At 59.0% G+C, this 417-nt stretch carries 1 protein-coding gene; it reads left to right on the forward strand.

What is annotated here, in order from left to right; translation table 11 throughout:
• The coding region (locus EZV76_RS17135; protein WP_201741892.1) for a hypothetical protein at positions 1–417 on the forward strand (417 nt) is incomplete at both ends.

Below are 417 nucleotides of genomic sequence, written 5' to 3' on the forward strand. Positions count from 1 at the left end.
GAGGTAAGTGGGGCGAACCTAGAGATAGAGGACAGCAACGGTACGTTACAGGTACCTTTGGCCAACTTGGGCAGTGACGACCAGACCTTGTCGGAGGTACTCTCCGAGGGCAACAGCGCGGGCACATCCATAACGAACGTGACGGACCCGACCAATGCGCAGGACGCGGCCACGAAGAACTACGTGGACACGCAGATCACGGCCAACGCGGCCGATGGCTCGGAGACCATAGTCAACGCCGGTACGGACATCAGTGTGAGCGGCACAGGCACCACAGGCGACCCCTATATCGTGAACAGCACCTTCACGGAGGTGGACGGAAGCATCACCAACGAGATACAAAATTTGGCGAGCGTGCTGGGAGAGGGCAACAGCGCGGGCACATCCATTACGAACGTTACTGACCCGACCAATGCG

Source organism: Flagellimonas alvinocaridis (assembly GCF_004916895.1).
GTDB classification, from domain to species: domain Bacteria; phylum Bacteroidota; class Bacteroidia; order Flavobacteriales; family Flavobacteriaceae; genus Flagellimonas; species Flagellimonas alvinocaridis.